Origin of the sequence: Humidesulfovibrio sp. (assembly GCF_030689645.1) — a bacterium.
GTDB lineage: Bacteria > Desulfobacterota > Desulfovibrionia > Desulfovibrionales > Desulfovibrionaceae > Humidesulfovibrio.
Genome location: NZ_JAUYFU010000086.1, coordinates 31,242 through 54,763 on the forward strand (window position 1 = coordinate 31,242; position 23,522 = coordinate 54,763).

Here is a 23,522-nt window from a genome sequence, read left to right on the forward strand (position 1 = left end):
GCGCTGATGAGTGGAGCCAGAGGCACCTGACAACCCGAACGAGACACGGCCCGGGGGCGCTTTAAGGCGCACCCGGCGCCGTTGCAATAGAGGCGAAATGTTCGACCTGACGGAAGTCAAATACGTTAAGCGCATCAAAGTGGGGAGTGATAACCCCGCGCGTATGTGCACGCCTGAAGAGATCGACGCCGCCACTGCGTTGCTCAACAGGTGTTTGAACGACACGCCAAAAGGGCACATCCTCGCCACCGAGAAGAGCTTCGCCGTATTGCAGATGGGGGAGCACCAGGTAGTGCTTCAGTGGATCGTCTACCATGTCGGGTTCCCGCGCAAGCCAATCTGGCTTGATGACTGATTCTGCAGGAGGGCGCATGGACAATAGGGCAACCTTTGACGACCTGCTTCAGGCGCTTCAGTCGTCTCTTGTCGCTGCACAGAGCACGCTTCGCAGGCGGCATGAGGAGGCGCTGCGCAACCTGAAGGGAGCTTCAGGGGTCGATGATTCGCTGGCACCTGTCTTTACCTTCTCCATCCCGCAGATGGGTGGCGATGCAAACAAGTATGATCAGTTTACATTGCCGGTTTCGAGTTTTCACCAGCCTTGCCGTCCAAATATCTCAAGATTGACGCTGTCGTTTGGATGCGAGCTTCAGGAACATAGTCTTTTTGGGTCAAAACAAGGCTGCTCTCTGGTCATAGTGGATAAACCCGACGGAGCGTGGGGGCGCATGCAGCCGCAGAGAATGCAGATTGTCTTTTACGGAACCGAGGATCCTGTCGGCCAAGTGATGGTCAACGGTGAGCTGTTTGTCGATATCCCCAGCTTGAAGACGGCATTGGTTCGCCCTGCCAGCATTGAACAGAAGTGGCTTGTGTTTTCGTGGCTGCTTCGCTTGTTGCGCTGTCTTTGGCCATCACGCGGTTTCACCATGACCCCGGAGCAGTCCAGGCGGATCAAGGAAATTATGAAGCAGGACAGGGCCGAATCGTTCCTTGAAGATGAACTTGCGGTATTGTAGCCAGCAAACCAACCATACCATATGGAGGAGCTTCATGAAGAGGCATAGTATCCTTTTGGGCTTGATTACTGTTCTCGCCGCCATCACGATCATTGCGTCCTCGGCTTCGATTGGATCAAAGTGTTACGCGGGCGTGGGGAACTCCAAAGAATCAAGCAGCAGCTTCGAGGGTGTCTGGTCTGGCGTGACTGCTGGCGAAACGGGGTCGGCCATCACGCTGACGCTTCAGCCCGCAACGCAAACGTTGCGCTATGGAAGTCCGCGGGGCTGCGTGCTGACGCTGAACGATCCGGTCGACGTAGGCCAAGGCGTGCTGCGCTATTCCATCACCAAGTCAACAGGCGGGTACTGCAACAAGTACGACCAGGGCAAGCTTGTGTTGAAGACTGGTGGAGTTCCTGATGCATTGCGCTACGAAGTGATTGGCACGGACAAGAAGAACGCGGAGCAGGGGGATTTGAAGCGGAGTGGAAGATAGCCCGGAGCGCCAGGGCCGGGCGATCAGATTGATCCAGACGAAGCTTCCAGGTCGGGGTCCAACGAAAAGACAGGAGAAGGCATGGCCAGCAACATACAACTGAACGATCTGATCGAGGCGTTGGCCGGAGCGGTCATAGAAGCCCAAGATAGCATTGAGCAGCATCAGATCTCTAATTTGCTGGGATATTTCGATGAAAACAATCGGCCCAAAAGCTTGGTTGTGAGGCTGCCGTCGATCCACCCCCAGGCCGAGGAGGGGTCGGAGGACTTGTACCGTGCACCGCTGCTGCCTCTTGTGTCTTCAAATATGCTGAAAATAAAAGATGTTGAGATAACTTTCGATGTGGACCTCGGTCAGTTCACCGAAGAGCCAGCCCCAGACCCCAAGCGGGTTGACTCGGGCGGTCAGGATGATGAGGCCTCGCGGAAAGGCATCTTCGTCGATATTGCTGGCAGCAAGCAGAGCAAGTCCGGCAGCATCCACGTCGTTTTGCGCGTGGAAAGCACGGAGCCGACGGACGGCGCCTCCAGGCTCATGAATCATTTGTCGCAAACCCAGGGCGTTTACAAAACGTTCAAGGCGGATTGAGGCAATAACGGCAGCGTTCGGCAGATTTGAAACGTGCAACAAAACTCATGAAATGAAGGCGGCAAACCTATGGCTGTGTTTGCGGTTGGCTCGAATGGCAACGAGGTTGGACTGATACAGCGGGCGCTCAAGGACGCGGGGCTTTTCGCCGGCTCGGTGGACGGGTTGTTTGGGCCTCAGACTGAATCGGCGGTGAAGGTCTTTCAAGCACAGGTGGGCTTGCAGGCGGACGGCAAGGTCGGACCTGCCACCTGGGCGAAGTTGTTTCCTACGTCCACAGCGCAACCACAGGTGCCTTCGGGCGATCTTACCACGCGCTGCTTGGCGCTTACCGGATCATTCGAGACGAGCCGCCTTGCCCCGGACTGCTTTGCAGGGTTGACCGGCAACTTTGACGGTCAGGGCCTGAGCTTCGGGGCGCTCCAGTGGAACTTCGGGCAAGGGACGCTCCAGCCGTTGCTCAAAGAGATGCTCTCTGATCACCCGGAGGTTGCGTCTTCGATTTTTGGAAGCAACCTTGCTGCTTTGCAGGGGGCGATAAACGGGAGCAAGGACGCTGCGGTCGCCTTCGCCGTTTCAATCCAGGATCCGGCCAAGAAGGTAATCGCCAATCCTTGGAGGCAGATGTTTCAGACTCTTGGGCTCACGCCGGAGTTTCAAGCCATAGAGGTCAAGGGGGCTGCGGACTACTACGGCAGGGGCCTTCGGCTCTGCCAAGCGTACGGGCTCTGGAGCGAAAGGGGCAGGGCGCTGATGTTCGACATCAGCGTGCAGAACGGGAGCATTTCCGACAGCACCAAAGGGTTGATCTTGGCGGACTTCGGAAAACTTGATCCTTCGCTTTCGCCGGAGCAGGCCGAGCTTGCGAAAATGCGGATTGTGGCGAACCGACGGGCCGAGGCCGCAAATCCTAAGTTTGTGGAGGACGTGCGGACCCGCAAACTTTGCATCGCCGAAGGCAAGGGGACTGTTCATGGCCTGGTTTACGATCTTGAAGCACAGTTCGGACTGGCGCTGCGCAAAGCCTAATGTCCTGGTTTTGCACGTTTGCCTTTCACTGCTCAAGCAGTCGGACCATTCATATTGCTGCCGCCTCTGACAGTGGCGCGGCTAAACCGTGAGGAGCTGCAAAATGCCGAATTACAGAGCCAAGCAATCGTACACAGTGGGCAAGTTCCAGATGGATTTGTACCCATACGTCGCTGAACCGGAGAACCGTTTCGAACAAGGGAGCGCGCTTCAGTATGGGGCGGACTTCAAGGTGCGCTTCAGCAGACTGGGAACGCATTCCGACAAGCTCGGTCTGGTGCAGCTTATTTTTCCACAAACGCAAATCTTTCCAGCAACCGTCGTGGGTGCCTGGAACGTCGACAAGCATGCCCTGGCCGTGGCCCCCATTACGATGGGGCAGTGTCTCTACGGCGATGATGAGCATCTTGTCGGTGTACACTCCGCCTACTACAATGGCGAGCACATGCGCAGCGTCGCGGAGAACGAATGCTGGCTCATCGACACGCCGCGTGAAATCAACGCCCGCTTCGCCGCAGGCGTTTTCTCCGGCGTAACCAACACCAAATTCGCCAATTATGTGGTGGAGCTGAGCAACAAGGACGGCGTCATCTTCAATCAGGGCGTGGTTTGGGGTTATTCGGTCGTTCAGAACGCAATCAACCCAGCCGTTTTCGACTTCCTTGTACAGGAACCTCGGGAGGTTCTGTTGCTGAAGACAGCGGAACATCGGACGGCAATGGCGACCTTCCTTGGCATCACGGAAACGGCCCTCAAAGGCTTCATCTCCGGGGGCTGAGTCGTCCAGCGTCAACGTTGGTGTCGGCATGTGCTGGCGGCAGTGCGATTGCTCCTGAGCCGGTCCATTGCGAGCGGCGCCCCTTCTAGAGCAATTAGCCCAGGCGGTCAGTTGCGCGAAAAAGCAAAGCCCCGGTATGACGCCGGGGCCTTGCTCTTGCTATTCACATTGCCGTAGCGGGGCTTTGGTCATCACATTCCCCGGAGAGCGGCGCTCTTCAGGGGGACTGGCGGAAGCGTCAACACTGCCGAGGCGAGGGAGGGCATCCGTCTTTGCGTGCGCTGCCGCATGACTGGCTATTTGTTCTTCAGCTTGATTGCCCCGAGGCCGTTCACTCCCGTGGCGATGTCTTGGGCCAGCTTCCCGACCAGCATGCTCTGCGCTTCCACCAGCGACTCGTAGGTGGAGCCTGCGCTTTGCCGGTAATCGGCCCGGCCTCGGTTCAAGGTCCGGCTCTCGTGGTCGCGGATGTTCCACCAGGCCACCAGAACCGCCTCGCCGCCCAAGGCGCCGTCAAAGCGCACAACATCCACAATCACCCGCGCATCGGCGTCCTCTTCAGCCCGTCCGGGGACCACCATGGCTGAACCTGCGGCAAGACGGGCAACGTCCTCGGCGAGGATTCTGGTCAAGCTCTGGTCCAGCGGTTCGGCCCAGCGGTCGAACTCGGCCAGGGAGACGCGCACGCCTTTGCTGCGGCTCACGATTTGGGGCCGGTCCAAATACTGGGCCACGTAGACTGGCCCCATTGCGATCACCGGTTTTTTGCCGCCGTCCGCCTTGGCGGAGGGAGCCGGGCGCGCTTCCTGCGACGGGGCCAACACATAGAAGGATGAGGACGCGCTATTGCCGGCGATGCACCCGGTCAGCCCCAGCGAGAGCGCCGTCAGGGCAAGCAGTCCAAAGGCGCGAAGCAAAGTGGCGTTCATTAGCGGTATTCTCCTTTCCCCTTGATCAGGGCCTCGGGGTGGCGCTCCATGTAATCGGCCATGATGCGCAGGGCGCGGGCCGCATTGCTCAACTCGTTGATGGCTTTTCTCAGGTCCGTCATGGTCTGGGAGTCCGGGGCCACTACGTTGTCCGCGTGCTTGAGAACGCGCTCCGCGCTGGCGGCAGCTCCTGAGATGGAGGTCATCGCCTTTTCCAGCGAGTTCCCAACCGGGGTCACCTGGGTGTTGATGCCGCGCGCCAGCACTTGCAGCTCGCGCAGGGTACCGTTGAGTTCGGTGGCCGTATTGGCCAGAACCGGCGAGTTGATGACCTTGTTCAGGCCTTCCACCGCTTGCAGCACCTGCCCCATGATCTGTTCAATCGGGATATTTTGGAGTGTTCTTGAAAGCTTGTCCATCGGAGAGGCCAGGGTGGGGATCTCGCGTTCATGGCTCTTGCCCCGCATGCGAAGCTCGGAGCCCGGGTGCAGGTCCAGTTCGATCATGAGCTGGCCGGTGACGAAGCTTTGCAGGCCAAGCTGGGCGCGCAGGCCGTTTTCGATCAGCTTGCTCACCATCTCCCCTCTGTTCACCGATTTGCGCCATTCCTCGGGCACCAGGATCTTGCTGCGGTCGATTTCCACCTCCACCGGGATGATGAAGCTCAGCGTTCTGGGATCGCCAATGAGCGTTATCTTGGTCACCGAGCCCACCTCCACGCCGCGGAAAACGACAGGCGCGCCAAGGTTGAGCCCCTTCACCGAGCCGTCGAAGTAGAGCACGTATGCATCCGGGGTTCGGAAGAGCCGGCCGGAGCCAAGCAGCAGAATGGCTCCCACCAGCAGGCCCAGCGCCCCCAGTACGAAGGCGCCCACCACTGTTTTGTTTGCCTGAATGCTCATATCCTCTCCCCTTTAAGGCCGTCGGGTTGGTCAGAGCCGCCTCGGGTGAGGAAACGGACCACCTTGGGATCGGTCGAGCTTTTGAGGAGCTCGTTGGGGTTCCCCTTGGCGGTCATGGTGCGCGTTTCCACATCGAGATAAATGGAATTGGTGCCAATGGCGAAGATGCTTGCGAGTTCGTGCGTTACGATGACGATGGTTGTGCCCAGATTCTGGCTCAGCTCGATGATGAGGTCGTCCAAGAGTTTTGCGCTCACCGGATCAAGGCCTGCCGATGGTTCGTCGAAAAACACGATCTCGGGGTCCAGGGCCATGGCGCGGGCAAGGCCCGCCCGTTTGCGCATGCCGCCGCTGATCTCCGACGGGTAGAAGTCTTCGAACCCCGCCAGACCCACGAGGGCCATTTTGTAGGCCACCATGTCGCGGATCTCCGCTGGCTTGAGTTTGGTGTACTGCTCAAGGGGCAGGGCCACGTTTTCGGCTAGGGTCATGGAGCTCCAGAGCGCTCCGCTCTGGTAGAGGATGCCCGCCCTGCGCATGACCTTGTCGCGCTCCTCGGGCGAGACGTCCCAGAAGCTCACCGGGCCGTACAGCACCTGCCCGGCGGAGGGGCGCTTCAAGCCCACCAGCACTTTGAGCAGGGTGCTCTTGCCGCACCCGCTGCCGCCCATGATGATGAACACTTCGCCGCGGCCGATGGTGAAATTCAAGTCCCGCATGAGCACGAAGGAGCCATACGAGACGGTGAGCCCGCGTACTTCGATGTGCGGCTGGGAACCTGTGACTTGCACGCTCATACGCCGATGACCTCGCACATCACGGTGATGAGGGCGGTGACCACGATGATTCCGATGATGCCGCTGACCACGGCAGAGGTGGTGGCGTCGCCCACGGCGGAGGAGCTGCGGCCGCAGCGCATGCCGAAAAAGCAGCCGGACAGGGCGATGACCACGCCGAAAACCACGCTGTGGATGAGGCCAATCCATACGTTGGCGAGACTGAGCGCCGCCTTGGTGGCCATGAGGTACTCCATGGGGTTCAGGCCGAGCACTGTGACCCCAACGATATAGCCGCCAGCGATACCCATGACGTTGGCATAGATGGTAAGCAGAGGCATCATGAGCACCAGGGCCAGTGTGCGCGGCAGCACCAGGAAATCCATGGGCGAAACGCCAAGGGTGACGAGGGCGTCCACCTCCTCGTTCACCTGCATGGTGCCGAGCACCGCAGCGTAGGAAGCCCCTGTCCGGCCGGCCATGGCGATGCCGGTCATCACCGCGCCCATGACGCGCACCATGGCGATGCCCACCAGGCTGGCCACATAAATCTGTGCGCCAAACACGCGCAACTGCACCGCGCCGACAAAGGCGAGGATGAGACCGAGCAGCAGGCTTATGAGGGTGACGATGGGCAGGGCCGAGGCGCCGGTCTGCTGCATCATCAGCAGCAGGTCCCGCCAGCGGAAGTTGGCCCGGCCACGCAGAAAGCGGCTGAGGGAGATGGTGGCCTCGCCCAGGAACTCCAGAATATCGCCGAGCTTACGAGGAATGCTCAAGGAGGCCTCGCCCACGCGTTCCAGCAAGGAGGCGCGGATGGCGTTGCGAGCTGCGCCCTCGCGCTCGGGAACGGCGAAGGCCAGGGCGATGAGACGGTTCAGGCCGGCAGGCAGGCCGGACTGGTCCACTTCCATATTGCTTTGCCGCGCACGACGGATGACTCCCAGCAGAAAGATGACAAGACTGCTGTCCCATTCATCGAGCGCCTCCGCCGAGAAATCCAGGGCGGAGCACCCTGCGGAGAGGGCCGCGTGGGCCTTGGCCGTGTCTGGGCTTGCCCCAAGGCTCCAGCGTCCGCCAACTGTGATGCGCATGCGATCGGGGGTGGGCTGGTCCAAGGATATGCTTGGAGGAGAGTGCGAATTCATAGGGCCGTTCTCCCGGCAGGCCCGGCGGTGAGGGCCGGGCAGGGGGGGGCAGTGATCAAGGAGTGCGGGATGGAACTCTGCCAGTACGTTGCAGCGGCGGCGTTCGATGGCAAACCCGTGGCGAACGGTTTATTCATCACGGGCTCCTTTTCGTCGTATGGAAAGCGGCTGGAGCATTCATGAGACAGTGTGGGCAGTGTCTGGCCGTGACTGAAAAGATGATGCTACTATGCGTACAGAGTTTACGTCAGCGCAAAGGTTATTGTCTATTATTATTTGTCGCTGCGGAATGTTCTGGTATAAAAAAAACAGCGCCCTGTGGTCCAGCCAAGCCGATGAGCCCGGCATCCGTTGGTATTCTGCATCCATGCCGCGTCTGGGCGCTGATACGGTGGTGCGAAGCCGTTCACAGCATTGGCAGTGGCGAGCGCACCTGTTCCCGCCGTGGTGCGCAGAGCCGAGGGCGTTACCGCTTCCCTGCAAGGTAACAATATCGGCAACGGTACGGGCAGGACCGTTGACGCGCCAACAGCGTAGGGATACGAGCGGCAGATGCTTTTGTGGCGCGGGCAGCTTTGTCTGCGGCCCTGAGAGCTCAAGCTGGTCTACGGGCCGGATGACGACGACCCTTTCGGGCCGTTGGCGAGTCATCAAGCTTCACCGACGACACGCATCGGGACGGCAAAAATAAAGGCCCCCAGAGGTTTTCCGAGAGCCTTCAATGGTGAGGATTCCCTCACGAAACAAGTAGAGTGCTATCAAGAAGCCTGCAACAGGCCGATATTATTGGTGCGCCAGGAAGGATTCGAACCCTCGGCCAACGGCTTAGAAGGCCGTTGCTCTATCCACCTGAGCTACTGGCGCGCATTAGGGATCCCTTCAGTAATCAAGCTCAAGGGCGTGGTCAAGTGGCCGCGTCAATAAGGCCGCAGTGACGAACATCTTTTCATACTCCGATTTTCTTGCCCGGCTGGAAGGCCTGGGCCTGTTTCACATGGACCTGACCCTGGACCGCATGGCCGCTTTCGTGGCCCGGCACGGCCAGCCGCGCTTCCCGGTGCTGCACGTTGTGGGCACCAACGGCAAGGGCTCCACGGCCACGGTCCTGGCCGAATTGCTGCGCGCTCACGGCCTGCGCGTGGGCCTCTGTGTCAGCCCGCATTTCATCACCCCCCGCGAGCGTATTCTGGTGGACGGGGCCATGCTGCCCGAGGAGACCTGGGCCCGACTCGGCTCCAGGGTCTTCGAGGAGGCGGACGGCCTGGAACTGACGTATTTCGAGGTGCTTACCGCCCTGTCGGTGCTGGCCTTTGAGGACGCGGGCGTGGACGTGGCGGTGATGGAGGCGGGCCTGGGCGGCCGCTATGACGCCACAAATGTTCTGAATCCTGCGCTTACCGTGTTTACGCCCATCGGCATGGACCACATGCATGTGCTGGGCGACAGCCTGGAGCTTATCGCCATGGACAAGGCCGGGGCCTTGCGGCAGGGGGGCGTGGCCGTTGCCGCTCCCCAGGAAGCCGAGGCGTGGCGGGTGTTGCGCGGCAGGGCCCGGGAAGTGGGGGCGGATCTCATCGCCGCCGCCGAGGTGCTGTTCTATTCACGCGCCAATGGCCGCGTGCAGCCCGGCCCCCTGGCGACCCGGGGAAAGAAGCGCTTCGTGCGGCCCATGACCGGCATGTGGCTCTCGCTGCCGGGCGCGCACCAGGAACTGAACGCCCGCGTGGCCCTGGCCGCGTTCCATGTCTGGGCTACATCCCTTCGCCTGCCCATCATTGAGGACGCCTGCCGCGAGGCCTTTGCGCGGGCCTTTATCCCTGGCCGCATGCAGATCATTGCCGATGCGCCGGGCCTGCCTCCGCAGTTGATCCTGGATGGCGGACACAACGCTCACGGCTTGGCGGCTCTCAAAGCAGCGCTGGAGGCCGACGGCATCCGCCCTGCCGCCGTTGTTTTCGGCTGCCTGCGCGACAAGCCTCTGGACAAAATGCTTCCGCTTGTGCGCGAAATCGCCGGGGACGCCCCGGTCTACGCCGTGGGCATTCCGTCCTGCCCGCGCGCCTGCGAGCCGGGCGAGCTGGCCGAGCTGCTGGGGCCGGACGTGCTCCCGGCTGCGGACGTGCACGCGGCTCTGAATCTGCTGGGCGGCGCGGCAGACCCTGTGCTGGTCTGTGGTTCCTTGTATTTGCTGGGCGAGTTTTATACAAAGCACCCTCGGCTGCTGGAACGCCCTGAACGCCCTGAGCGCGAGGAACGCGGCGGCAGCCCCCGGAGGTCATAGCCCGTGAGCACGCTTTTTCGTCACATTCCTGCCGTGGATCAGGTTCTGGCCGCCTTGACCGCCGACCAGAGCGGCGCAGGCGGGGCCTTTCGCGCCGCGCCGCGCCCGCTTATAAAAGATCTCGTGAACGCCTTTCTGGACCTCCTGCGTGAGGAAATCCGCGCCGGAGCCTTCACGGACGCCGAACAGTTGACCCTGCCCGCCCTGACGCCGCGCCTGACCGCCTATGTGCGCCAGGGACTGCGCCCGCGCTTCCGTAGGGTGCTCAACGCCACGGGCGTGGTCATCCACACCAATATGGGCCGGTCGCTTTTGGCCCCTGAGGCGGTTGCGGCGGTTGCGAGCGCCGCAGCGCACTATTCCAACCTGGAGTTTGATCTGGCCACGGGCGAGCGCGGCAGCCGCTATGCGCACGTGGAGGGTCTGCTCTGCCGCCTCACCGGGGCCGAGGCCGCGCTGGTGGTGAACAACAACGCCGCCGCAGTGCTCATCGTGCTGGATACGCTCTGCAAGGGCCGCGACGTCATCGTGTCGCGCGGGCAATTGGTGGAGATCGGCGGAAGTTTCCGCATCCCCGAGGTCATGGCCAAGAGCGGGGCGGTCTAGCGCGAGGTGGGGGCCACCAATCGCACGCACCTGCGCGATTATGAAGCCGCCATCACCTCGGACACCGCGGCCATCATGAAGGTGCACACCAGCAATTACCGCATGACCGGCTTTGTGAAGGAAGTGCCGCTCTGCGAGCTCAAAACCCTGGCCGGGAGCTACGGCCTGCCGGTCATTGAGGACTTGGGAAGCGGCAGTCTGCTGCGCTTCGAGGCCGACGGCCTGCCCGGCGAGCCCACGGCCCAGGAGTCCGTAGCCGAGGGCGCGGACATAGTAACCTTTTCCGGCGACAAGGTCCTGGGCGGCCCGCAGGCGGGAATCATCGTGGGGCGGCGCGAGATCATCGAGCGCATCAAGAAGAACCAGCTGAACCGCGCCCTGCGCATCGACAAGCTGACCCTGGCCGCCCTTGAGGCCACCCTGCGCCTGTACCTGGACCCGGACCTGGCGCGCGAACGCGTGCCCACCCTGGCCATGATGACCAGGAGCCTCGTGTCCCTGCGCGCCCAAGCGTCGCGCCTGGCTGGGCTCTTGCGCAAGCATCTTTCCGGGTCACTGGAGGTCGGCGTGCGCGCTGGTTCCTCCCGCGTGGGCGGCGGGGCTTTTCCCGAGGCCGACCTGCCCACGGCCCTCGTGTGTCTTAAGCCCACGGCGTTGAGCGTGGATGCGCTTCGCGTGGCGCTCCTGTCCACGGACCCGCCGCTCGTTGGCCGGGTTGAGGACGACGCCCTGTGCCTGGACCCGCGCACCCTGGACGCCAGCGAGCACCCCCTTGTCCTTTCCGCCTTGCGCCAGGCTCTTGGCGGCATCTGAATCCCAACGACCCCTTGAACCCCATTGGAGTTCCCTGTGAGCAAAAAAAATATCGAGCTTGAGCATCAGTCCCGCAACTGCTGGGATGTTTATTCCAGCGCCTCGGACAAGAAGGCCGTCGAGGCCTGCGCCAAGGGCTACATGGATTTCATCACCCGCTGCAAGACCGAGCGCGAGACCGTGGACTTCGTGCTGGCCGCGGCCAAGGCCGCAGGCTTCAGCGAGACCCTGAACGCCAAGACCAAGGCCTACGTTCACGCCCAGCGCGGCAAGACCGTGCTGCTGGCCCGGCGCGGCAAAAAGCCGCTGAGCGAGGGCTTTCGCCTCATCGGCGCCCACGCCGACACCCCGCGCATCGACCTGAAGCAGCACCCGTTGTACGAGGACTCCGACCTGGGTCTCATGAAGACCCACTACTATGGCGGCATCCGCAAGTACCAGTGGCTGGCGCGGGCTCTGGCCCTGCACGGGGTGGTGGTCAAGAAGGACGGCACCATGGTCAAGGTTCTTGTGGGCGAGGACCCGAGCGACCCCGTGCTGACCATTACCGACCTTTTGCCGCACCTGGCCTACAAGCAGGTGGAGCAGAAGGTGTCCGACGCCTTCGAGGCCGAGAAATTGAATGCGGTTGTGGGGCATGAGCCCGCTGGCCGCGGCGACGAGAAGAAGGCCAAGGACAAGGACCGCGTAAAGCGCCATGTGCTTGAGATTCTGCACGCCCGCTACGGCATCACGGAGTCCGACCTGTTCAGCGCCGAGCTTCAGCTTGTGCCCGCCGGCCCAGCCCGCAGCGTGGGGCTCGACAGCTCCATGATCGGCGGCTACGGCCACGATGACCGTTCCTGCGTGTTCGCGGCCTTTGAGGCCCTGCTGGCCGAGAAGACCCCGGAGCACACGCAGCTGGTGCTGTTTTGGGATAAGGAGGAGATTGGGTCAGAGGGCGCCACGGGCGCGCAGTCCCTCTTCTTCGAGTACGCCCTGCAGGATCTGGTGGACGCCTGGTCGCCGGGCCTGCGCCTCTCCCGTGTGTTCGAGCGCGGCATGGCCATCAGCGCCGACGTGAACGCCGCCGTGGACCCGGACCACCTGGACGTGTTCGAGAAGCTGAACGCGGCCTACATGGGCTATGGGCCCTGCTTCAACAAGTTCACCGGCCACAGAGGCAAGGTGGGGGCCAACGACGCCCACCCTGAATTCGTGGCCTATCTGCGCAATCTTTTGGACAAGGCGAACGTGCCCTGGCAGATGGCCGAGCTGGGCAAGGTGGACCTGGGCGGCGGCGGCACCGTGGCCAAGTTCTTGGCCGTGTACGGCATGGACGTCATCGACATGGGCCCGGCAGTGCTGTCCATGCACAGCCCCTTCGAGGTGCTGGGCAAGTCCGACCTCTACGCCACGGTCCAGGCCTTCCGCGCCTTCCTCAAGAGCTAGGGAGCAGCGCATGCCGGTCATTATGGGCACAGCCGGTCACATCGACCACGGCAAGACCACGCTGGTGAAGGCCCTCACCGGCATCGACTGCGACCGCCTGGCCGAGGAGAAGAAACGCGGCATCACCATCGAGCTGGGCTTCGCCTTCATGGACCTGCCCCCGGCCAAGGGGGGCAAGGGGGGGCCGCGAAGGCTCGGCGTGGTGGACGTTCCAGGCCATGAGCGCTTTGTGAAGAACATGGTGGCGGGCGCTGCGGGCATCGATTTCGTGGTTCTGGTCATCGCCGCGGACGAGGGCATCATGCCCCAGACGCGTGAGCACTTGGAAATTTGCTCGCTGCTGGGCATCAAGACTGGCGTGGTGGCCCTGACGAAAGTTGACATGGTTGAGCCGGACTGGCTGGCCATGGTGAAGGAGGAAGTGGCGGGCTACCTTCAGGGCAGTTTCCTGGAGGGCGCGCCAATGGTTCCCGTTTCCGCCCACACCGGGGCCGGGCTTCCCGAACTCAAAGACGAGCTGGCCAAGCTGGCGGACGCCTTTCAGCCGCACCGGCGCACGGACCTGTTCCGCCTGCCAGTGGATCGCGTGTTCACCATGAAGGGCTACGGCACCGTTGTCACCGGCACCCTGGTGTCCGGCAAGGTCAAGGTGGGCGACGATATCACCGTATATCCTGGCGGCTTGCCCTCAAAGGTGCGCACCCTGCAATCCCACGGGGCCCAGGTTGAGGATGTTCACGCGGGCAGTCGCACGGCGGTGAACCTCACGGGCCTCGAAGTGGAGCAGCTCTCCCGCGGCGATGTGCTGGCCCGGCCCGGCACGCTTTTCCCCAGCCTGTTCTGGGACGTGGAGCTTACCTGCCTCAAGAGTTCGCCGCGCTCCATCAAGCACCGCAAGGAGGTGCACTTCCACCATGGCGCGCGCGAGGTCATGGCCCGCGTGTACATGCTAGAGGGCGAAGCCCTGGAGCCCGGGCAGACCGCCATGTGCCGCATCCGCTTCACGGAACCCCTGGCTGGAGTTTATGGAGACCGCGTGGTGGCGCGCTCGTTTTCGCCATTGCGCACCATCGCCGGCGGGCGGCTGTTGAACCCCCTGCCGCACAGGGTGAAGCGCTTCAGCCCTGCAGTGGAGACACTGCGCAGCCTGGGCCAGAGCGCGCCAGAGGGCATCGTGCTGGGCCAGCTCAGCCTGGCTGGGACAGCGGGCCTGACCTTTGCGGAGCTGTTGGTGGCCACGAGCATGGAGTCCAAGGCTCTGGACAAGGCCTTGCAGCTCATGGGGGGGCGCCAGGAGGCCTATCTCGTTGATCGTGAGGCCCGGGCTTATGTTTCTGGCCAGGTGGCGCAGCAGCTGTCTGACGGCCTTCTGGCGCATCTGGCCGACTATCACGTCCGCGAGCCCATGAAGCCCGGCGTGGCGCGCGGCGGACTGGCCTCAACCTGGGGCCGCAAGCTCTCGCCCAAGCTTTTCCATCTGGTGCTGGAGAGCCTGCTTCGCAAGGGGGCCATCGCCGCCGAGGCTGAGATCCTGCGCCTGCCCGGACACAAGGTGTCCCTGGCGGGAGATGCCGCGTCCTTGCGCCAGAAGCTTTTGGACGCTTACGAGGCGGGCGGCGAGACTCCGCCGAATCTCAAGGACGTGCTTGAGCCGCTGAATCTGACCTTCAAGGAGGCTGCGCCTGTGTTCAAGGTGCTGCTCGACGAGGGGCGGCTGGTGAAGGTGAAGGAAGAGATGTATTTCGCCAAGGCGGCCCTCGACGCGGTCATCGAGCGCACGCGGGCGTTCTTTGTCGACCATGAGGAGATGACGCCCCAGGACTTCCGCGAGGTGTCCAAGCTTTCGCGCAAGTACGCCATTCCGCTTTTGGAGCACTTCGACAAAGAGAAGCTCACCGTGCGCGTGGGCGATAATCGCCGCTGGCGCAAGCGGTAGGAATCAATGAATATTAATCTTAGTTGCTTTTCGGTGCGGACTTGCGCAGAGTGCCGCGCGAACGCGGTATCTGCGCTTTTGCCGGGGCTGCATCCGTTGGGGTTGGCGGGCAAAAGAAAAAGGCCCCGCGCATGCGCAGGGCCTCTGACTACTCGGTGGGGTGAATGAAGGGGCTTGAACCCTCGGCCCCCAGGGCCACAACCTGGTGCTCTGCCAACTGAGCTACATTCACCGCAAGAGGAAGAATCGTTTATATGAAGGCTGGCCCGGCGGTCAAGAACTAAATCCAGAATATTACGGACAGGGGCAAAAAACTCTGGCCGAAGCCCAAAGGAAACACCATGGACAAGCTCATCATCGAAGGCGGCGTGCCCCTGAAAGGCACCATCCAGGTCAGCGGCTCAAAAAATGCGGCTCTGCCCATCCTCACCGCCTGCCTGCTGGCCAAGGGGCCGGTGCGGCTCACCAACGTGCCGCGGCTGCGCGACATCAACACCACCTTGAAGCTCCTGAATATCCTTGGTTGCGAGACCACCTTCGAGGACAACGTGGTGACCGCCCATGTGCGCGAGCTGAAGCCCGAGGCCCCCTATGAACTGGTGAAGACCATGCGCGCCTCTGTGCTGTGCCTGGGGCCGCTTCTGGGCCTGCTGGGAGAGGCCAAGGTGGCCCTGCCCGGCGGCTGCGCCATTGGCGCGCGTCCCGTCGACCTGCACTTGAAGGCGCTGGAGCGCATGGGCGCCAAGTTCATCCTTGATTCCGGATATATCCACGGCATTTGCGGCGGGCTCATCGGCGCGCGCATTATGTTCGACTTTCCCACCGTGGGCGGCACCGAGAACCTGCTCATGGCCGCCAGCGTGGCCAAGGGCTGCACCATTCTGGAAAACTGCGCCCGCGAGCCCGAAGTGGTCGATCTGGCGAATTTCCTCATCGCCATGGGCGCGAAGATCAAGGGCGCTGGCACCAGCGTCATCGAGGTCGAAGGCGTGCGCGAACTGAAGGGCTGCGAGTATCGGGTCATGCCCGACCGTATCGAGGCGGGCACCTATCTGGTGGCCGGGGCCATCACCGACGGCGAGCTCAAGCTCATCGACTGCCCTACCGCCGACCTGGACGCCCTCATCGCCAAGCTGCGCGAAATGAATGTGTCCGTGGAGGACCAGACCGACGGCAGCGTGTTGGTGCGGCGCAACGGCCCGCTCATGGGCGTGGATGTCGTCACCCAGCCGCACCCCGGCTTTCCCACGGACATGCAGGCCCAGGTCATGGCCCTCATGTGCGTGGCCGAGGGCGCAGGCTCCATTCAGGAGAAGATCTTCGAGAACCGCTTCATGCACGTGTCCGAGCTGGGCCGCATGGGCGCGCGCATCACCCTGAAGGACCGCACGGCCATGGTGCGAGGCGTGGAGCAGCTGGAAGGCGCTCCGGTCATGGCCTCCGACCTGCGCGCCAGCGCCTCCCTGGTGCTCGCCGGGCTGGTGGCCAAGGGCACCACGGAAATTCAGCGCATCTATCACCTGGATCGTGGTTACGAGCGCATGGAGGAGAAGCTCTCCGCCGTGGGCGCGCGCATCCGCCGGGAAAAGGAATAATCCGCCAGGTCTGAACCCAGCCAGCCGGATATTCAGTGCGGGCCAGCCAGCTACAGAACGCCGGTGTGGGGGGAGCAGGTGCGACCCCGCCCGGCCTGCTGGCCTGGCAGATTTACTTTTTGGCCTATGTGGCGGGCATCTGGGCGCTCAGGCACCCGGAGCCCGCCTTGGCCGCCACAGCCTTCTTGTGGCTCGGCCTCATGCTTTTCCGTAGGCCGGGCATTCTGCCCGGCCTCGTTTCGCTGACCTTTGCCGCCGCCTGCTTCGTCGGCGGCCACGCCCACGCCCGCCTTGTCCTGCCAGATGTCCCCGCCTCTGTGCCCTCCCAGGTCGGCGAGGCTGCAAAGGTGCGGCTCTCCGGGCGTGTGGCTGCCGTGGCGGACAAGGCTTATGGCCGCATCGAGGTGCTGCTGGAGGACGCCAGCGCAACCGTTATCCCAAAACCTGAGCGCGGCGCGGACGAGGATACTCCGGCGGTTGTTCAGCCAATGGCGCAGCCCCTGGCCGTGCCGGGGCGCGTCGCCTGGGACTGGGACGAGCCGACTTACCGGCCCGCGCCAGGGCAAACGGTGGACGCCGTGCTGCGGCTGCGGCCCGTGCACGGCTTCGCCAACGCGGGTGGGCCGGATTTCGAATGGCAGCAGCGCTTGCGCGGGGTTTTCTTCCGCGCCTACACGCGCGGCCCGGAGGTGGAGGCCGCATGGGGGCCGCGCCCTGCGAGTTTCTGGTGGGACCTGCGCGAGGGCCTGCGGGACCGGCTCCTTTCGCATCTGCCGGACACCCAGGGCTCGGCCATAGTGCTGGGTCTGCTGCTGGGCGACCGCTCGCGCATCAACCAGGGCGTTACCGAGGAATTGCGCACTGCCGGGCTCTCGCACACTCTGGCCTTGTCCGGCCTGAACGTGGTCTACGTGGCTGTGCTGGGCCTGGGGTTGGCATGGGCTCTTGGGTTGGCCTGGCCCGGACTTTTCCTGCGCATCCCGCGCCAGAAGCTGGCGATCCTTTTGTCTTTTCCGCTTGTGGCGGCCTACGTGTGGCTGGGACAGGGCAGCCCGTCCCTGGTGCGTTCGGCCTGGATGTTCGGCTTTTGGGGTCTGCTTCTGCTGCTGGACCGGGGCCGCGCTTTGGTGGATGGGCTGTTTCTGGCTCTGGTGCTCATCGTGGTCTGGGATCCCCTTTCCGTGTATGACGTGAGCCTGCAGATGTCCGCCGTGGCCGTGGCCGGGCTGGCGTTTCTGTATCCCTGGCTGAACGGCTTTGTGCCTCATGCGCACGGGGCTTTGGCGCGCTGCCTTCGCCTGGCGTGGGACGCCTTTGCCTTGACCCTTTCAGCCAATCTGGCGCTCCTGCCGGTCAGCATCTGGTACTTCGGCTCCTATCCGCCAAACTTCCTGCTTAATCTGCCCTGGCTGCCAGTGCAGGGGCTGGTGGTGCAGGTGCTGGCCATGGCGGGCCTGGGGCTTGCGCCCGTGCCGGGCCTGGATGGCGTGGCCGGGTGGCTGCTTACGGCTGCTTCTGGTGTGCAGGACTGGATGCTGGCGGTCTTGCACGCATTGATCGTGGACGGCTGGTTCCCTACTTGGGCGCTTTTGCGGCCCCTGTGGCCGGAGCTTCTGGGCGCTTCGGCGGTGCTGGCCTTGGCCCCGTTCTGCTGGCCCAGGCAGCGTACCTTGCCCCTGGCCTTGCTGCTGGGCGGGCTTCTGCTCATGGCTTGGCCGCACGCGGCTTTGCTGTTTGATGACGCTCGCGACGAGGTGCGCCTGACCGTGCTCGACGTGGGCCAGTCCCAGGCTGTGCTGGTGACAGCGCCGGGCGGACGCCGGGTGCTGGTGGACGGAGGCGGGGCCATGAGCCGCACCTTTGACATTGGGCGCTCCGTGGTCGGACCCGCGCTGGCCTGGGGAAGGGCTCCCAGGCTCGACGCCGTTGTCATGAGCCACCCGGACGCGGACCACGCGCAAGGGCTGGCCTGGATTCTGCGGCAATTTTCCGTGCAGCGTTTTTTGACCAACGGGCGGTGGCCCGGAGGCCAGTTGGCTGAGGCTATGGACGCAGCGCTGGTTGAAGGGGTTTCTGGCGGTGCGCTGAAGGCCGAGGTCATGTCTGCGGGCGACAGGCTTGATCTTGGTTCTGGCGTGGTGCTGGAGGCCCTGCACCCTGCTCTGGGATACGAGGGCAGGGGCGCCAACGACAATTCACTGGTTTTGCGCCTGGTCTGGCGCGGCGTGCCCCTTGCGTTGTTGCCGGGCGATGTCCAGCGCGATGGCATTGAGGACATGCTTGCGCGGGGAAGCAACATGCGCGCAGGCGTGCTGCTGCTGCCGCACCATGGCTCGAAGTCCAGTCTGTCGGGTCTGCTCTACGAGGCCGTCGGCCCGGATAGGGCGCTGGTGAGCTGCGGATTTCAGAACCAGCACCGCTTCCCCAACAAAGATGTGGTGGAGGAGCTGGCAGGGCGCGGCGTCGAAGTATCTGGAACGCCGGAGAACGGCATGATGGAGCTGGTCTGGCGGGCGCCTGGACGGGATTTCAACTTGCGGGCAGTTCGCCCTTGAGGCGTGGCTCTGCCGGAGTCTGGGCGCTGCTGACCAGGTATTCCCAGGCTTGCTGCGCGGGCAGTGGCTTGGAATACAGGTAGCCCTGGGCAAATTCGCAGTGCAGGCTGCGCAGCAGTTCGCTCTGGCCCACGCGCTCCACGCCCTCGGCGATGACCTGAAGTTGGAGGGAGTGGGCCAGGCTGATGATGGCCTTGACTATCTCCAGCCCTTCCGGGCCGAGTTCGATGCGCTTGATGAAGGACAGGTCGATCTTGAGGGTGTCGAGGGGGAATTGCTGCAGGCTGCTCATGGACGAATAGCCCGTGCCGAAGTCGTCCAGGGACAGGGCGATGCCCAGGGCCTTGAGTCTGCGAAGCTTGTCCACCGCGCTGGCGGCGTTGTCCATAATGGCCGATTCCGTGATTTCGAGCTTCAGGGCGTTGGGCGGCAGGCCGGTTTCGGCCAGCACGGTTTTTACTGTCTCAACCAGGGTCGGGTCCGAGAACTGCCGGGGCGAAAGGTTGACGCTCATGACCAGATTGCGGGCTTGTGGCAAGTTCTCGCGCCATTCATGAAGGGTCTGGCTGGCCTCACGCAACACCATCATGCCGATGTCCACGATGAGGCCGGTGTCCTCTGCAACGGGGATGAACTCTGCGGGCGAGATCAGCCCCTTGAGCGGGTGGTTCCAGCGGATCAACGCCTCAAAGCCCTGCAAGGTTGCCTTGCCGTTCATCTGCACAATGGGCTGGTAGACAAGGAAAAATTCGCCACGACCAATGGCCCGGCGCAGGTCTGTCTCCAGAACAAGAAGTCTGCTGGCGCGGTCCAGCATGCCCTGGGTGAATGCCTTGAAGCGGTTTCGCCCTGCCTTTTTTGCCTGGTGCATGGCCACGTTGGCGTTGCGCAAGAGGTCTGCGGGTGTTTCCGCGCCCTGCATGCCCAGTGTTATGCCCAGGCTGGCGGTGAGCTGGATCTCGTGTCCGCCCAGCATGAAGGGCTGGCGGAGGGTCTGGCGGATGCGCTGCACGGCCTGGATGGTCTCGCGCGGGGAGGCAAGCTCCTCCAGGATGATGACGAACTCATCGCCGCCGAAACGCGACACTGTGTCAAAGGAGCGAATGCTGCTGCGCAGCATATCGGCCACGGCGATGAGCACCTGGTCGCCGAAGGCATGGCCCAGGCTGTCATTCAGCACCTTGAAGCGGTCCAGGTCGAGGAAGATGACGGAGAAACAGGATGGTTTGCGGCGACGGCTGCGCTCCATGGCCTGCTGGATGCGGTCCAGGCACAGGGTGCGGTTGGCGAGTCCTGTGAGAGGGTCGTGCAGGGCCAGGTGGCGCAGCTGGATCTCCATCTCTTTTCGGTCGGTGATGTCGCGCAGGGAAATGCGGCTGCCGAGGGATCCGCCGTTGCCTCCCATGACCTCGCGCTTCACCTCGTTTACCCAGCGCAGGGAGCCGTTCTTGTGGTGGATGCGGTAGTCCAGGGATTCGTCGTCGATGCTGAGGGCGTGGAACTGCCGCCAGGATGTCAGGTCGGCCTCATGGACCAGTTCTTCAAGGCCCAGCGGCCTGGACAGGAAATAGTCGCGCGGGTAGCCGGTGATGCGCTCGCACGAGGGACTTACGTAGAGCATCGCCCCCGTGGGGCTGATCCAGCACTCCATGCCGTGGGTGTACTCGGCCACGATGCGGTGGCGGTCCTCGCTCTCATGCAGGGCCAGTTCGGTCTGCACCTGGCGGGTTATGTCAACGGCGATGCCGCCCACCGCGAAGGGCTTGCCGTTTTCCATGAGCGGGAACTTTGTGGTTTGAAAATGGATGGTTTCGCCATGTCCATGGTGGGCCGTCTCCAGTGTCAGGAGTGGTTGTCCCTCCCTGAGAACATAACTGTCATTTTCGTTCAGCGAATTCGCCACCTTTTCTGGCCACAGCTCCCAGTCGGTCTTGCCAACGATCTCCGAGATGGGGCGGTTAAGGACTCGGGCGAAGGCGGGGTTGCAGAACAGGAAACGGCCCTGCGCATCCTTGGCGAAGGTTAGGGCGGGCGAATTGTCTATAAACATGGTGAAAAGTTGGCGGCTTTTGTTCAGTTCCGCTTCGATCATCAGCCGCACGGTTACGTCGCGGGCGATGACCACGGCATAACCCTTGCCCGCAAAGGAGTGCAGGGTGACCGTGATTTCGATGGGCACGCTGCGGCCTGCACCGCCGGAAAGGGCAGTGATGATGTGCCCGTTGCGGAACTGCACCTGCCCTGTGGCTACGCCTTCAGTTTCCAACGCCCCGGCGTAGCGCGCGGCGATCTCCTGCGGAAAGAAGCGCGAAATGCCCTCGCCCAGCACTTGGTCCCGTGAAAGGCCCAGCATCATGAGCGCGGTTTCGTTGACGTCGGCCACGGTCCAATCGTCGGTGAGAAACATGAAGATGGCGTCGTTGGCGTGGTCAACCACAGCGCGGAAACGCTCCAGCTCATCCAGTTTGCGGCGCAGCTCCGGGTAATAGCTCTTGGCCATGGAGCGCTCGCCCAGGCCGATGAGCCTGTCGCGCAGGGAGTGCCCGTTCTTCTGGTTCTCAGAGGGCATTTTGGTACACGGCGCGTATGTCTCCCGCCGTGGGGGCCTTGGGGTTGGTAACCATGCAGGGGTCGTTCATGGCAAATGCCGTGAGCCCATCCAGGTGGGCCGGGGTGACGCCCAGGGAGGCCAGGCCTTCGGTGGTGCCGACGGCGGCCTTGAGGGCGCGCACCTGGGCCAGCACGGCCTGAAGTTTGTCGTCGTGGCTGGCCGAGGGTGATAGTCGCGCGCCCATGGCCTGGGCGATGTCTGCGTACCGGTCCGGCGCGGAGTCGAAGTTGTAGGCGATGACGTGGTCAAGCAGCATGGCGTTGCACTGGCCGTGGGGCAGGTCCATGAGTCCGCCCAGACTATGGGCCATGGCGTGCACAGCGCCCAGGATGGCGTTTGAGAACGCCAGGCCAGCGTACATGCTCCCGAGCATCATGCCCGCGCGGGCCTCGGCGTCTTCTGGCCGGGTGATCGCCCGCGGCAGGTGCCGCGCAATGCGCTTTACGGCCTCCAGGGCGAAGAGGTCGGTGGTGGGGCCGTGGGCGTTGGACACGTAGGCTTCTATGGCGTGTGTCAGCGCGTCCACGCCGGTATGGGCCGTAAGATTCGGCGGCATGCTCAGGGTCAGCAGGGGGTCGATGAGCGCAACATCCGGCACCATGGCCTTGCTGACGATGGCGATTTTAACCTTGCGCGTGGTGTCGTTGATGATGGCGAATTGAGATACATCGGCGGAGCTGCCCGCCGTTGTGGGGACGCAGATGAGGGGGGGGCCGGGGTTTGCCACATTGTCAACACCCTCAAACTCCAGCACATTACAATCGTTGGACACCACGATGCCGATGCCCTTGGCGCAGTCCATGGGGCTGCCGCCGCCCACGGCCACGATGGAGTCGCAGGCCTTGGCCCGGAACATCTCCGCTCCGTGCATGACCTCGAAGTCGCGCGGGTTGGCGTGCACGTCCGAGAACAGCTCCAATTTGACGCCCGCAGTGTGGATGCTGTCCAAGACGCCGGGAAACCAGGGCAGTTCTAGGATGCCTGGGTCTGTGACGAGCAGCACCCTGCGCGCGCCAAGGTTTTGCACGTACCTGCCCGCAAGGGAGGCGGCGCCAGCGCCAAATACTGATTCCGGAGCAAGAAACTTGCGCAGTTCAAGCAGTGACGCTGTATGCATGGCGCTCCTCCGTCCGGAAGTTCTGTACGTATCATGTGCTGAGTTTACATCACCTTCTACTCCAGCATTATGACGAATGGAAGAGGGTTTGGATAATTCTCGCAAAGTGATTAGTAGCGCCAGGTTTGACCAGCGCAGAGATTATGCACGCAGCGCCCAGGCAGAAGGCTTCGAAGCGCTTCAACGCGGTCTGGGCCAGTGCAATGCCCAGCTATGAGGTTATTGACTGCGTATTGCGTAAGAGCCTGGGCGGTTTCCGCCACTGCCTCCGGTGCGGCCTTGTACAGGTGCAATCCGCCCAGCACCGCGTGGAACGACCGGCTACCCAGGCGCTCTGCCGCGCAGGCCAGGGAGTTGGCCAGCCCGCTGTGGCAGCAGCCAAGAATCACCACAGGGCCTTTGTCCGTTTCCAGTACAAGGAAGGAATCATCAGGCACTGTGTCGGGCTGGCTGCCGGCAGGGTCGAGGGAGAAGCCCTGCACGGCCTGGAAGCGACCGGGCTCGCGTGGGATGTCCGTGATGAGCGTCAGGCCGGGCGCAAGTTGTGTAACTGGCCCTGCGGGGACGAAGGCAGGCAAGGGTGCGGGCGGGCCGATATGCCGGGCTTTGCCTTTTTCCTTGGCATACCGCGCGCTGGCGCAGGCGGGGTGGGCGTGGACGGCGCCGGTGAAGCCTGCGGACATGAGTGCTTCGAGCCCGCCAGTGTGGTCGAAGTGCCCGTGGCTCAAAGCCAAGCCGCGCGCCGAGGTCGCATCGACGCCCAGGGCGGCGGCGTTCTGCAGGAACAAGGCGGTCTGGCCGGTGTCCCAGAGCCACAGGCCGTCGCTATCGCCCAGATCAATGGCGAGAGAAAGACCCCACTCGCAGCCGCAAGCGGGGTCTGATGTTTCGTTGTCGCACAGGACGACGACGCGCCGGGCGGGCATT

General features: G+C 63.0%; 18 protein-coding genes, 2 tRNA genes and 1 pseudogene. 12 read left to right on the forward strand and 9 right to left on the reverse strand.

The features are described from left to right. The first annotated feature begins 97 nt into the window (after positions 1–97). From Q8O35_RS11975 to Q8O35_RS12000, 6 genes are all read left to right on the forward strand, one after another. A complete protein-coding gene (locus Q8O35_RS11975; RefSeq protein ID WP_305573602.1) occupies positions 98–355 on the forward strand; it encodes a hypothetical protein in 258 nt (85 codons plus the stop codon). 16 nt (positions 356–371) lie between these two features. Further along, complete coding sequence (locus Q8O35_RS11980; RefSeq protein ID WP_305573605.1) at positions 372–1,019, forward strand: hypothetical protein; 648 nt, start codon at positions 372–374, stop codon at positions 1,017–1,019. 34 nt (positions 1,020–1,053) lie between these two features. Continuing rightward, positions 1,054–1,497, forward strand: coding sequence for a hypothetical protein (locus Q8O35_RS11985; RefSeq protein ID WP_305573607.1), 444 nt, complete (start codon positions 1,054–1,056; stop codon positions 1,495–1,497). 81 nt (positions 1,498–1,578) lie between these two features. Next, positions 1,579–2,088 (forward strand): DUF2589 domain-containing protein, encoded by a 510-nt coding sequence (locus Q8O35_RS11990; protein ID WP_305573609.1) that lies wholly within the window; start codon positions 1,579–1,581, stop codon positions 2,086–2,088. Positions 2,089–2,157: 69 nt separating this feature from the next. Next, positions 2,158–3,117 (forward strand): peptidoglycan-binding protein, encoded by a 960-nt coding sequence (locus Q8O35_RS11995; RefSeq protein WP_305573611.1) that lies wholly within the window; start codon positions 2,158–2,160, stop codon positions 3,115–3,117. Positions 3,118–3,220: 103 nt separating this feature from the next. Then, positions 3,221–3,895, forward strand: coding sequence for a hypothetical protein (locus Q8O35_RS12000; protein WP_305573613.1), 675 nt, complete (start codon positions 3,221–3,223; stop codon positions 3,893–3,895). Between the two features lie 296 nt (positions 3,896–4,191). Here the strand turns inward: Q8O35_RS12000 and Q8O35_RS12005 are convergent, their stop codons facing one another. From Q8O35_RS12005 to Q8O35_RS12025, 5 genes are all read right to left on the reverse strand, one after another. Then, positions 4,192–4,824: a membrane integrity-associated transporter subunit PqiC gene (locus Q8O35_RS12005; protein ID WP_305573615.1), complete on the reverse strand. Its 633-nt coding sequence runs from the start codon at positions 4,822–4,824 to the stop codon at positions 4,192–4,194. Continuing rightward, positions 4,824–5,726 (reverse strand): MlaD family protein, encoded by a 903-nt coding sequence (locus Q8O35_RS12010; RefSeq protein WP_305573617.1) that lies wholly within the window; start codon positions 5,724–5,726, stop codon positions 4,824–4,826. The genes Q8O35_RS12005 and Q8O35_RS12010 overlap by 1 nt, the downstream gene beginning before the upstream one ends. Further along, on the reverse strand, positions 5,723–6,523 hold the full coding sequence (locus Q8O35_RS12015; RefSeq protein WP_305573619.1) for an ABC transporter ATP-binding protein: 801 nt from the start codon (positions 6,521–6,523) through the stop codon (positions 5,723–5,725). The genes Q8O35_RS12010 and Q8O35_RS12015 overlap by 4 nt, the downstream gene beginning before the upstream one ends. Continuing rightward, positions 6,520–7,596: an ABC transporter permease gene (locus Q8O35_RS12020; protein ID WP_305573621.1), complete on the reverse strand. Its 1,077-nt coding sequence runs from the start codon at positions 7,594–7,596 to the stop codon at positions 6,520–6,522. The genes Q8O35_RS12015 and Q8O35_RS12020 overlap by 4 nt, the downstream gene beginning before the upstream one ends. Positions 7,597–8,437: 841 nt before the next feature. Continuing rightward, positions 8,438–8,514, reverse strand: a tRNA-Arg gene (locus tag Q8O35_RS12025). A 67-nt stretch (positions 8,515–8,581) separates the two neighbouring features. Here Q8O35_RS12025 and Q8O35_RS12030 point away from each other — a divergent pair. From Q8O35_RS12030 to selB, 4 genes and pseudogenes are all read left to right on the forward strand, one after another. Continuing rightward, positions 8,582–9,931: a folylpolyglutamate synthase/dihydrofolate synthase family protein gene (locus tag Q8O35_RS12030; RefSeq protein ID WP_305573623.1), complete on the forward strand. Its 1,350-nt coding sequence runs from the start codon at positions 8,582–8,584 to the stop codon at positions 9,929–9,931. Positions 9,932–9,934: 3 nt separating this feature from the next. Next, a pseudogene (gene selA / locus Q8O35_RS12035) lies at positions 9,935–11,350 on the forward strand (L-seryl-tRNA(Sec) selenium transferase). A gap of 36 nt (positions 11,351–11,386) precedes the next feature. After that, entirely contained in the window at positions 11,387–12,781 is a 1,395-nt protein-coding gene (locus Q8O35_RS12040) for an aminopeptidase (protein ID WP_305573625.1), read from the forward strand. Positions 12,782–12,791: 10 nt separating this feature from the next. Continuing rightward, a complete protein-coding gene (gene selB / locus Q8O35_RS12045) occupies positions 12,792–14,717 on the forward strand; it encodes a selenocysteine-specific translation elongation factor (RefSeq protein WP_305573627.1) in 1,926 nt (641 codons plus the stop codon). 156 nt (positions 14,718–14,873) lie between these two features. Here the strand turns inward: selB and Q8O35_RS12050 are convergent. Beyond that, positions 14,874–14,949: transfer RNA gene (locus Q8O35_RS12050), tRNA-His, on the reverse strand. 109 nt (positions 14,950–15,058) lie between these two features. Here Q8O35_RS12050 and murA point away from each other — a divergent pair. Continuing rightward, complete coding sequence (murA, locus tag Q8O35_RS12055) at positions 15,059–16,312, forward strand: UDP-N-acetylglucosamine 1-carboxyvinyltransferase (protein WP_305573629.1); 1,254 nt, start codon at positions 15,059–15,061, stop codon at positions 16,310–16,312. Positions 16,313–16,347: 35 nt separating this feature from the next. Continuing rightward, a complete protein-coding gene (locus Q8O35_RS12060; protein WP_305573631.1) occupies positions 16,348–18,867 on the forward strand; it encodes a DNA internalization-related competence protein ComEC/Rec2 in 2,520 nt (839 codons plus the stop codon). On the opposite strand, the gene Q8O35_RS12065 is transcribed toward Q8O35_RS12060, so the two are convergent. The 3 genes from Q8O35_RS12065 to Q8O35_RS12075 all read right to left on the reverse strand — a co-directional run bounded on the left by Q8O35_RS12065 (position 18,842) and on the right by Q8O35_RS12075 (position 23,521). Then, complete coding sequence (locus Q8O35_RS12065) at positions 18,842–21,436, reverse strand: EAL domain-containing protein (RefSeq protein ID WP_305573633.1); 2,595 nt, start codon at positions 21,434–21,436, stop codon at positions 18,842–18,844. The two genes, Q8O35_RS12060 and Q8O35_RS12065, sit on opposite strands and share 26 nt — an antisense overlap. Beyond that, positions 21,426–22,595 (reverse strand): alcohol dehydrogenase-like regulatory protein ErcA, encoded by a 1,170-nt coding sequence (ercA, locus tag Q8O35_RS12070; RefSeq protein WP_305573636.1) that lies wholly within the window; start codon positions 22,593–22,595, stop codon positions 21,426–21,428. Before ercA ends, Q8O35_RS12065 begins: the two co-directional genes overlap by 11 nt. Before the next feature lie 110 nt (positions 22,596–22,705). Continuing rightward, entirely contained in the window at positions 22,706–23,521 is an 816-nt protein-coding gene (locus tag Q8O35_RS12075) for an MBL fold metallo-hydrolase (RefSeq protein WP_305573638.1), read from the reverse strand. Position 23,522: the final 1 nt, after the last annotated feature.

Bases quoted from the DNA above. Each gene is read 5' to 3' on its own strand.
- murA (WP_305573629.1), top strand. From the start codon at position 15,059: ATGGACAAGCTCATCATCGAAGGCGGCGTGCCCCTGAAAGGCACCATC.
- ercA (WP_305573636.1), bottom strand. From the start codon at position 22,595: ATGCATACAGCGTCACTGCTTGAACTGCGCAAGTTTCTTGCTCCGGAA.
- Q8O35_RS12010 (WP_305573617.1), bottom strand. From the start codon at position 5,726: ATGAGCATTCAGGCAAACAAAACAGTGGTGGGCGCCTTCGTACTGGGG.
- Q8O35_RS12000 (WP_305573613.1), top strand. From the start codon at position 3,221: ATGCCGAATTACAGAGCCAAGCAATCGTACACAGTGGGCAAGTTCCAG.
- selB (WP_305573627.1), top strand. From the start codon at position 12,792: ATGCCGGTCATTATGGGCACAGCCGGTCACATCGACCACGGCAAGACC.
- Q8O35_RS11995 (WP_305573611.1), top strand. From the start codon at position 2,158: ATGGCTGTGTTTGCGGTTGGCTCGAATGGCAACGAGGTTGGACTGATA.
- Q8O35_RS11990 (WP_305573609.1), top strand. From the start codon at position 1,579: ATGGCCAGCAACATACAACTGAACGATCTGATCGAGGCGTTGGCCGGA.
- Q8O35_RS12020 (WP_305573621.1), bottom strand. From the start codon at position 7,596: ATGCGCATCACAGTTGGCGGACGCTGGAGCCTTGGGGCAAGCCCAGAC.
- Q8O35_RS12005 (WP_305573615.1), bottom strand. From the start codon at position 4,824: ATGAACGCCACTTTGCTTCGCGCCTTTGGACTGCTTGCCCTGACGGCG.
- Q8O35_RS12015 (WP_305573619.1), bottom strand. From the start codon at position 6,523: ATGAGCGTGCAAGTCACAGGTTCCCAGCCGCACATCGAAGTACGCGGG.
- Q8O35_RS12065 (WP_305573633.1), bottom strand. From the start codon at position 21,436: ATGCCCTCTGAGAACCAGAAGAACGGGCACTCCCTGCGCGACAGGCTC.
- Q8O35_RS11980 (WP_305573605.1), top strand. From the start codon at position 372: ATGGACAATAGGGCAACCTTTGACGACCTGCTTCAGGCGCTTCAGTCG.
- Q8O35_RS12075 (WP_305573638.1), bottom strand. From the start codon at position 23,521: ATGCCCGCCCGGCGCGTCGTCGTCCTGTGCGACAACGAAACATCAGAC.
- Q8O35_RS11975 (WP_305573602.1), top strand. From the start codon at position 98: ATGTTCGACCTGACGGAAGTCAAATACGTTAAGCGCATCAAAGTGGGG.
- Q8O35_RS11985 (WP_305573607.1), top strand. From the start codon at position 1,054: ATGAAGAGGCATAGTATCCTTTTGGGCTTGATTACTGTTCTCGCCGCC.